This window comes from Dyella sp. 01N36 (assembly GCF_056399745.1).
Genome location: NZ_JBFTRY010000145.1, coordinates 1 through 8,709, shown reverse-complemented (window position 1 = coordinate 8,709; position 8,709 = coordinate 1). Strand labels below are relative to the sequence as shown.

Genomic DNA, 8,709 nt, shown 5'->3' with positions numbered 1-8,709 from the left:
CTGCAGGCGCTCGCGCACGAGCTCGGCTACAAGCTCAATGTGAGCGCGCGCAACCTGCGCCTGCGCCGCAGCCATACGGTTGCGGTGATCGTGGAAATGAAGCCTTCCCACGACCGCACCATGCTTGATCCCTATCCGCTGATCCTGCTCGGCGGCATCTCCCAGGAACTGACCGAGCACGGCTACAGCGTGCTGCTGACCACCCGCCAGGGTGCGACGGCTGCCGCGGTGCAGGCGGCCGATGGCCTCATCCTGCTCGGCCAGGGCTCACGCCAGGACGCGGTGCGCCGCTTCGACAAGCTGGGCCTGCCGATGGTGGTGTGGGGCGCCCCGGGCGACGAACACGTCGTGGTGGGCAGCGACAACCGCCAGGGCGGCCGCGTGGTGGCGGAACACTTCATTCGTCTGGGTCGCCGCAATCCCGTATTCGTGGGCAACCCCAATCACCCCGAGATCTTCGAGCGACTCAACGGCTTCGTGGATGCGCTGGCCGCGCATGGCATCAAGCCGCTGCTGATACGCCGCGACGAATTCACCCTGGCCTCGGGCGGCGACGCCATGCATTCGCTGATGGATCGCGGCGTGCCCTTTGATGCGGTATTTGCCTGCAGCGACCTGTTGGCCATGGGTGCGATCCGCGCGCTCAACACGCTTGGCCGCAGCGTACCCGGCGACGTGTCGGTGGTGGGTTACGACGATATGCCGCTGGCCGCGAGCTTCCTGCCGCCGCTGAGTTCGGTGCGACAGGACTGGCAGGAAGGCGGCACCCTGCTGGCGCGCAAGGTGCTGGCGCTGATCGGCGACGAGCCGGAGCAATCGGAAACGTTGCCGGTGGAGTTGATCGTCCGCGAGACGTGATCGCACGCCTCGGTTCTCCGTTCTCTTTTTTTTGTAGGAGCGCACTTGTGCGCGACCGCAGCGCTTCGTCGATGCCTCATCGCGGGATGGTCGCGCACAAGTGCGCTCCTACAGAGAGCTGGGCCGAGGTTCGGCCAAATGTTGCAGACTCAGCCGGCCGCTGCTGTGTCCCCAGTCGCCTTGCCCACACGCGCCGGCGTCAACACCAGTCGGAAGCAACTACCGCCGCCCGCCACACGCACATATTCCAGCGAGGCCTGATTCGCCTCACTCATCTGGCGCGCGAGATAAAGACCCAGGCCAGTCCCATATTCGTGCGTCGTATAAAACGGCTCGAAAATCTGCGCGGCGACCTTGGGCGCAATGCCCGGACCGCGATCGATCACTTCGAGTATCGGCACGCCATGTTCGCCATGACGCGCCACCACCATCACGCGCGCCGGTTCGCCTGGCATGCGTCCATAACGCAGCGCGTTCTGCACGAGATTCCACACCACCTGCTGCAACTGCTGCGGATCGGCCACGGCCGCCACCGGCGTGCTGGCCTGGATCACGCGCAGCGAATCCTCGCCAAGGTCGTTGCCCTGGCGGTATTCGTCCACAAACTGGTTGGCCCAGGTGCCCAGGTCCAGCGTTTCCGGGCGTGAGCGTTCGCGCCGCGACAACTGCAGGATGTTCTCGATGATCTCGTTCAATCGCACGCAGTGGTTGTTGATGATCTCCACCATGCGCTGGTCGGTGGGCGGCAGGTCTTCGGACTCGGCCAGCAGCTGCGCGGAATAGCGGATCGCCGCCAGCGGATTGCGGATTTCGTGGGCGATCGAAGCCGACAACCGACCCAGCGAACTGAGCGTGAGCTCCTCGGCGCGACGCGACACCAGCGAGGTGTCGTCCAGGAAGATCAGCACGTGCGAATCGTCGTTCGGCGCCAGTCGGCTGAAGCGCGGCACCACTTCGGGCACGCCGTCGGCCAGCTGGGTGGCGGACTCGTCCAGCTTGCCCGAGGTCATCCAGTGGTACAGGCGGCGCGAGAGTTCCGGCGCCACGCGGCCCAGGTCGCGTTGGTCGGCGGCGGGATTGCCCAGCAGCATCCAGGCGGACTCGTTCATCTGGTGGATGCGGTTGGCATCGTCCACCAGCAGCACGCCCGTCTTCATGCGACGGATGATCAGCTCGTTGACCTGGGCCAGGTTGGCCAGGTCCACGCCGCGCTGTTCGGCCAGTGCCTCACTGGCGCGGATCTGCCGGCTCAGCACGTAGCACAGCATGGTGATGGCGAAGTAGGCCAGGCCGAACAGGCTCGATTCGAGCAGCTCGCGGTCCATGCCGCCCTGGCCCCGGGCTTCGAGCACCGAATGGCCAATCACGCCAAGGGTGGCCAGCGCCGCAAAAAAACACGAAAGCCGCAATGGCAGGATTAGCGCGCCGGCGGCTAGGTTTACCGCCAGCATCATGGCGATGCCGATGCGGGCGTCGTGCATGGTGATGATGGCCAGCACCGCCGCGATGATGTCCACCACCAGGGCGCCGGACACCGTCCAGCGCAACCAGGGCGTGGAGCGGCGGGTCAGCGAGAGCATGCCCAGCGCGAACAGCAGGAACAGCACCGCCACGCCGCGGGCCAGGCCGACATCCGCCAGCTTGGGCCAGCCCAGGGTGCTCGGGCTCAGGGCCAGACCCACGTAGACCAGGGCCTGGGCCAGGCGGAAACAATTGAGGAACAACAGCTCGTGGCGCGCCGCCTCGGGGGCGGTGCGCGCGGCGGGGTAGGCAGGCTGGATGGTGCTCGACACCGGGTCTCTCTCAGTCGGCCCAAAGGCGGTCCGGACCAGTATAGACGGGGCTTTGGAGACTTGCGGGCGGCCCCGCTCAAGCAGGGTCCGATAGCCCCCAGGCCGCCCGGCCCCTTTCCATTGGTGGCCGCTGCTGCGAAAATACCGGGCCGTATTGCGCGGTTTTCGTCATGTCGACAGGCCTGACGGCGGCGCACTGCATCCCGGCAGCGCTTGTACCGCCGTCGTTCCCCTGACCGTACGGATCACCCACAGTCCGTCCGGCCGCCATGTTTCCCCGTACTCTCGAGGTATCCATGAATTTCCACGAGTACCAGGCCAAAGAATTGTTCGCGAAGTACGGCATTGCCGTGCCCCCGGGCAAGGTCGCCAACTCTCCCGATGCCGCTGTCGACGCCGCCAAGCACCTTGGTGGTTCGCAGTGGATGGTCAAGGCACAGATCCACGCAGGCGGCCGCGGCAAGGCCGGCGGCGTCAAGTTCTGCAAGAGCCTCGACGACGTGCGCGCAGCTGCCAAGGGCATGCTGGGCACCAACATGGAAACCTACCAGTCGGCCGGCCGTGCGCTGCCGGTGAACCTGGTGCTGGTCACCGACGCGACCAACATCGCCAAGGAGCTGTACCTGTCGATCCTGACCGATCGTGACAGCAAGTCGGTCTCGTTCATCGCCTCCAAGCACGGTGGCGTGGACATCGAGCAGGTCGCCAAGGACACGCCCGAAGACATCCACACCATCGTGGTGGACTTCGTCGAAGGCCTGCAGCCCTACCAGTGCCGCCAGCTCGGCTTCGCCATGGACCTCAACGCGAAGCAGGTCGGCCAGCTGACCAAGATCATGCTGGGCCTGTACAAGCTGTTCAACGAGAAGGACCTGGCCCTGGTCGAGCTGAACCCGCTCGCCATCCTCGAAGACGGCAACCTCGCCGCCCTCGACGGCAAGGTCAACTCCGACGACAACGCCGAGTTCCGTCATCCCGACCTGGCCGCCATGCGCGACCTGACCCAGGAAGACGCTGCCGAGGCTGCTGCCGTCGTGCACAACCTCAACTACGTGACGATGGACGGCACCATCGGCTGCATGGTCAACGGCGCCGGTCTGGCCATGGCCACCATGGACGTGATCCAGCTGGCAGGCGGCGAGCCGGCCAACTTCCTTGACGTCGGCGGCGGCGCCACCAAGGAACGCGTCACCGAGGCGTTCAAGCTGATTCTTTCCTCCGACAAGGTGAAGGCCATCCTGGTCAACATCTTCGGCGGCATCGTGCGTTGCGACCTGATCGCCGAAGGCATCATCGCGGCCGTGAAGGAAGTGGGTCTGAAGATCCCCGTGGTGGTGCGCCTGCAGGGCACCAACGTGGAGCTGGGCCGCGAACTGCTCGCCAACTCCGGCCTGGCGATCACGCCGGCCAACGATCTCAACGATGCGGCGCAGAAAGCCGTGGCTGCGGCCAAGGCCTGAGGAGCAAAGATCCATGAGCGTTCTCGTCAATAAGAACACCAAGGTCCTGGTACAGGGCTTTACCGGCCAGCAGGGCACCTTCCACGCGCAGCAGGCGCTGGACTACGGCACCAAGGTTGTCGGCGGCGTGACCCCGGGCAAGGGCGGCAGCGAGCACATCGGTCTGCCGGTCTTCAATTCGGTCTCCGAAGCGGTCGATGAAACCGGCGCCGATGCGTCCGTCATCTTCGTGCCGCCGCCGTTCGCGGCCGACTCGATCCTCGAAGCCATCGATGCCGGCATCAAGGTCATCGTGGCGATCACCGAGGGCATCCCGGTGCTGGACATGCTGCGCGTGAAGAACGTGCTGGCCCAGCATCCGGAAATCGTGCTGATCGGGCCGAACTGCCCCGGCATCATCACCCCGGGCGAGTGCAAGATCGGCATCATGCCGGGTCACATCCACATGCCGGGCAAGGTCGGCATCGTCTCGCGCTCCGGCACGCTGACGTACGAATCGGTGTTCCAGACCACCAACGAAGGCCTGGGCCAGTCCACCGTGATCGGCATCGGCGGCGACCCGATCAACGGCCTGAGCTTCATCGACTGCCTGAAGTTGTTCCAGGACGATCCGCAGACCGAAGGCATCATCATGGTCGGCGAAATCGGCGGCAGCGCTGAAGAAGACGCCGCCGAGTTCATCGGCGAGTACGTCACCAAGCCGGTCGTCTCGTTCATCGCCGGCGCCTCGGCTCCTCCGGGCAAGCGCATGGGCCATGCCGGCGCCATCATCTCGGGCGGCAAGGGCACCGCAGCGGCGAAGTTCGCCGCGCTGGAGAAGGCTGGCGTCACCACGGTGAAGTCGCCCGCCGATCTGGGCAAGACGCTTGCGGGCTTGATGAAGAAGTAATCGAGTCTTTTCGATCGAGCGAAGAAGGGCCGCAGCGATGCGGCCCTTTTTCTTTGGATAGCGTCCTGCACCACCTCGTGTGACACCGCATCTGTGGGAGCGCACCCTGTGCGCGACAGCGCTGCCTACATCGCGCGGCTTCCGGCCTGCGCAGGCCATGCTCTGATTGCGATGCACCGCAGTCGCGCACAGGGTGCGCTCCCACAAAAATCGGACCGCGGGATTACCTCCGCTGACGCAGTCCATCCTGCGCAGCGCGCAACAACGCCTCCGTCACCGTCGCCAGCGTCGCCGAACGAATCGACCAGCACTGCCAGTACAACGGTACGTCGAGCCATTGATTGGGCGCTATTGGCTTGAGCGTGCCGGCCGCAAAATGCTTGGCCAGCATCGACTCCGGCGCCATCGCCCAGCCAAGCCCCAGCTCGGCGCCTTCCACGAAAGCTGTGGACGAGGGCACGTAATGCATCGGCGGCACCATGCGGGCGCGGGTGACGCTGTGGATATAACGCCACTGCAAGGCATCCTTGCGGTTGAACACCAGCATCGGCGCATGGCCGAGAGATGCTGCGTTGACCCCGCTGGCGAAGTGACGCTTCACGAATGCCGGCGAAGCGACCGGCAGATAGCGCATCACGCCGAGCTTCTTCACGCTGCAGCCCTGCACGGCTTGCGGCTCGGCCGTGATGGCGCCCAGCACGGTGCCGTCGCGCAACAGATTGGTGGAATGGTCCTGATCCTCCACGCGCACGTCGAACAGCAGCTGGTGGCGATCGTGCAGCTGCGCCAGAGCGGCGAGAAACCAGGTCGCCAGCGAGTCGGCATTGACGCCGATGGCGACCGTGGTCGGGCCGGCGCTGTCCGGGCCGACCCGGAATTCGTTCAAGGTCTCCGCTTCCAGCATGCGCATCTGCTGCACGCTGCGCAGCAGGCGTTGGCCGGCCTCGGTCGCTTCGCTGGGCGTGTGCCGCAGGATAAGCACTTGGCCCAGCCGATCCTCCAGCGCCTTGATGCGTTGGGAAATGGCCGAGGGCGTGAGCGACAGGCGCTGCGCGGCGCCGTCGAAACTGCCTTCTTCGAGGACGGCGGCGAAGGCGGCGAGTTGGGGATTGAGCAGGCTCATGCGGGCACCACGCTGGATATCTGTTGTGGGAGCGCACCCTGTGCGCGACAGGCCCGCAATAAGCCTCGAGGCATGGCCGTCGCGCACAGGGCGCGCTCCCACAGTGGCATTAGGGCGATTAAAGTAAGTTAAGAATATTTAGTTTTACTGTCCAAGACGTCTACGCCAAAGTAGCCGTCTTTTCGGAGTATCCCCATGATTTCCACGGCCTGCCTGGCCGGCCTCGCCACAGGCGCGGGGCTGATCATCGCCATTGGTGCGCAAAACGCCTTCGTCCTGCGGCAAGGCCTGCAGCGGCACTACGTGGGCGCCGTGGTGAGCGTATGCATCCTTGCCGACGTCGGCCTGATCCTGCTGGGCGTGGCGGGCATGGGCCTGATCGTGCAGCAACATCCCAGCTTGTTGCAGTGGCTGCGCTTTGCCGGCGCGGCGTTCCTGGCGGGTTATGGCGCCATGGCGTTGCGGCGCGCGTGGCAGGGCGAAAGCGGACTGCAGCCAGCCGGTGATGGCGCGCAGAGCCGGGGCCGCGTGGTGCTGGCCTGCCTGGCGTTCACCTTGCTCAATCCGCACGTCTACCTGGATACGGTGGTGCTCCTCGGCAGTCTTTCCACCCATTACGACGACGGCGCGCGATGGCTCTTTGCTGGCGGCGCAGCGACGGCCAGCGTGATCTGGTTCCTCGCGCTGGGCTACGGCGCGCGTCTGCTGCTGCCGGTGTTCCGCAGCCCGCTGGCCTGGCGCGTCTTCGATGTGGCGATCGCCGTATTCATGCTGACGCTGGCCGTCGTTCTGCTGCGACAGCCCGTGGCCTGACTCGCAGGCGGTACCGCCCGGCGGTGGGCCAAGGCGGGCCTCGGGTACAATTTCAGGCCCCAAGAGTATGGATTCCCCGGCATGCCCTCCTTACGCTTCGCGCTGGCCCAGTTCGATTTTCCCGTAGGCGCGGTTGCGGCCAATGCGGCCAAAGTGGGCGACCTGCTGGCGCAGGCGCGCGATGGCGGCGCGGCGCTGGTGGCGTTCCCCGAGTTGACCCTGAGCGGTTATCCGCCGGAAGACCTGTTGCTGCGCCCTAGCTTTCTGGCGGCCTGCCAGTGCGAGCTCAATGCGCTTGCTGGCGGCACCAATGGCGTGGCCGCGCTGGTCGGTCATCCGCACAGCGAGGGCGAGGTGTACAACGCGGCCAGCCTGCTGCGCGGCGGCAGCATCGAGCTGACCACGCACAAGCAGGCCTTGCCGAACTACGGCGTGTTCGACGACAAGCGCTATTTCCGCCCTGGCCATGACAGCGCCGTGGCGATGATCGAGGGCGTGCGCGTCGGCATGCTGATCTGCGAAGACATCTGGCAACCCGAGCCGGCGGCCAAGGCTGCGGCGGCGGGTGCCGAGCTGATCGTGGTCATCAACGCCTCGCCCTGGGACGACGCCAAGCAGTCATCGCGCGAGGCCGTGCTCACCCAGCGTGCGCTGGAAACCGGCTGCGCCATCGCCTATGTGAACCTGGTCGGTGGCCAAGACGAAGTGGTCTACGACGGCGGCTCGCTGCTGGTGAACGCGGACGGCAGCATCGCCGCGCGCGCCCCGAATTTCGTGGACGTGATGCTATGGGCCGAATTCGACGGCGAAACGCGCACCCTGCGCGCTGAGAACTGGCCCACCGCGGCCGATGCGTCGATCGAAGCCACGCTCTACGCGGCACTGGTGCGCGGCATTCGCGACTACATCGAGAAGAATGGTTTTCCGGGCGTGCTGCTAGGCCTTTCCGGCGGCATCGATTCCGCCCTGACTTTGGCGCTGGCCGTCGATGCGCTTGGCGCCAACCGCGTCACCGCGGTGATGATGCCCACGCGCTACACCTCGCAGCTGTCGCTCGATGGTGCACGGGCGCAGGCCGTGCAGGCGGGCGTCGATTACCACATCATCAATATCGAGCCGATGGTCGATGCGTTTCTGGGGGCGCTTACTCCGGCATTCGCGGGCAAGGCCGCGGATACCACCGAGGAAAACCTGCAGTCGCGCACGCGCGGCGTCACCCTCATGGCGCTCTCCAACAAGCACGGCCGCCTCTTGCTGGCGACCGGCAACAAGAGCGAGATGGCGGTGGGCTACGCCACGCTGTACGGCGATATGTGCGGTGCTTATGCGCCGCTGAAGGACGTCTACAAGACCGTCGTCTACCGCCTCTCGCGCTGGCGCAACGAGCATGCAGCGCGCATGGGCGAGCCCGAAGCGATTCCCTCGGCGGTAATCGATCGCCCGCCCTCGGCCGAACTGCGCGACAACCAGACCGACCAGGATTCGCTGCCCCCGTACGACGAACTCGACGCGATTCTTGCGCGCTTCATCGAAGCGGAGCAGTCGCAGGCGGAAATCGCTGCGCAGGGCTTTCATGCCGATACCGTGCGTCGCGTCGTGCGGCTGGTGCTGCTCAATGAGTTCAAGCGGCGGCAGTCGGCGCCGGGGCCGCGCGTGACGACGCGTGCGTTTGGGCGCGAGCGGCGGTATCCGATTACGTCGGGCTGGAAATAGCGCGAGCGTGTACGTCCTCTGTGGGAGCGCACCCTGTGCGCGACCGCGGAGATGAGATGT

General features: G+C 65.7%; 7 protein-coding genes. 5 read left to right on the top strand and 2 right to left on the bottom strand.

From position 1 onward, the window contains the following. Positions 1-858 (top strand): substrate-binding domain-containing protein (locus tag AC1DMG_RS16945; RefSeq protein WP_477180806.1); only part of this gene is annotated, 858 nt, incomplete at its 5' end. 149 nt (positions 859-1,007) lie between these two features. On the opposite strand, the gene AC1DMG_RS16940 is transcribed toward AC1DMG_RS16945, so the two are convergent. After that, entirely contained in the window at positions 1,008-2,651 is a 1,644-nt protein-coding gene (locus AC1DMG_RS16940) for a sensor histidine kinase (RefSeq protein WP_477176289.1), read from the bottom strand. 296 nt (positions 2,652-2,947) lie between these two features. Between AC1DMG_RS16940 and sucC the strand changes: the two genes are divergently transcribed. Continuing rightward, on the top strand, positions 2,948-4,111 hold the full coding sequence (gene sucC / locus AC1DMG_RS16935) for an ADP-forming succinate--CoA ligase subunit beta (protein WP_441605339.1): 1,164 nt from the start codon (positions 2,948-2,950) through the stop codon (positions 4,109-4,111). Between the two features lie 13 nt (positions 4,112-4,124). Further along, positions 4,125-5,000, top strand: coding sequence for a succinate--CoA ligase subunit alpha (gene sucD / locus AC1DMG_RS16930; protein ID WP_046972115.1), 876 nt, complete (start codon positions 4,125-4,127; stop codon positions 4,998-5,000). Positions 5,001-5,223: 223 nt separating this feature from the next. Here sucD and AC1DMG_RS16925 read toward each other — a convergent pair whose 3' ends face one another. After that, entirely contained in the window at positions 5,224-6,123 is a 900-nt protein-coding gene (locus tag AC1DMG_RS16925) for a LysR family transcriptional regulator ArgP (protein WP_477176288.1), read from the bottom strand. 195 nt (positions 6,124-6,318) lie between these two features. On the opposite strand from AC1DMG_RS16925, the gene AC1DMG_RS16920 reads away from it, so the two are divergent. Both AC1DMG_RS16920 and AC1DMG_RS16915 read left to right on the top strand, forming a co-directional pair. Beyond that, positions 6,319-6,936 (top strand): LysE/ArgO family amino acid transporter, encoded by a 618-nt coding sequence (locus AC1DMG_RS16920; protein WP_477176287.1) that lies wholly within the window; start codon positions 6,319-6,321, stop codon positions 6,934-6,936. 81 nt (positions 6,937-7,017) lie between these two features. Further along, a complete protein-coding gene (locus AC1DMG_RS16915; RefSeq protein ID WP_477176286.1) occupies positions 7,018-8,649 on the top strand; it encodes an NAD+ synthase in 1,632 nt (543 codons plus the stop codon). Positions 8,650-8,709 lie beyond the last annotated feature (60 nt).